We start from the raw sequence: 251 nt of genomic DNA on the forward strand, positions 1-251 counted from the left end.
GCCCGGAATTTTGGCGCCCAGCGGGTATTGATCGTCACCGACCCCGGTGTAATCGCCTCCGGGTGGGTCGCCGATGTACAAAACAGCCTGCAGGAAATGGACATTGATTACCGGGTTTTCTCCGCCGTCAGTCCCAACCCCAGAACCGAAGAAGTCATGGCCGGAGCCGCCTTCTATAATGAAGAAGGCTGCAACCTGATTGTCGCCGTGGGCGGCGGCAGCCCGATGGACTGCGCCAAGGGCATTGGCAT

1 protein-coding gene is annotated in these 251 nt (G+C 59.8%); it reads left to right on the forward strand.

Annotated features, from left to right (window positions below; genetic code table 11):
• Positions 1-251, forward strand: a 251-nt coding sequence (locus tag Q4563_RS21380) for an iron-containing alcohol dehydrogenase (RefSeq protein WP_303605954.1), incomplete at both ends; no start/stop codon positions are given.

It is taken from the genome of Gilvimarinus sp. 1_MG-2023, from assembly GCF_030548285.1.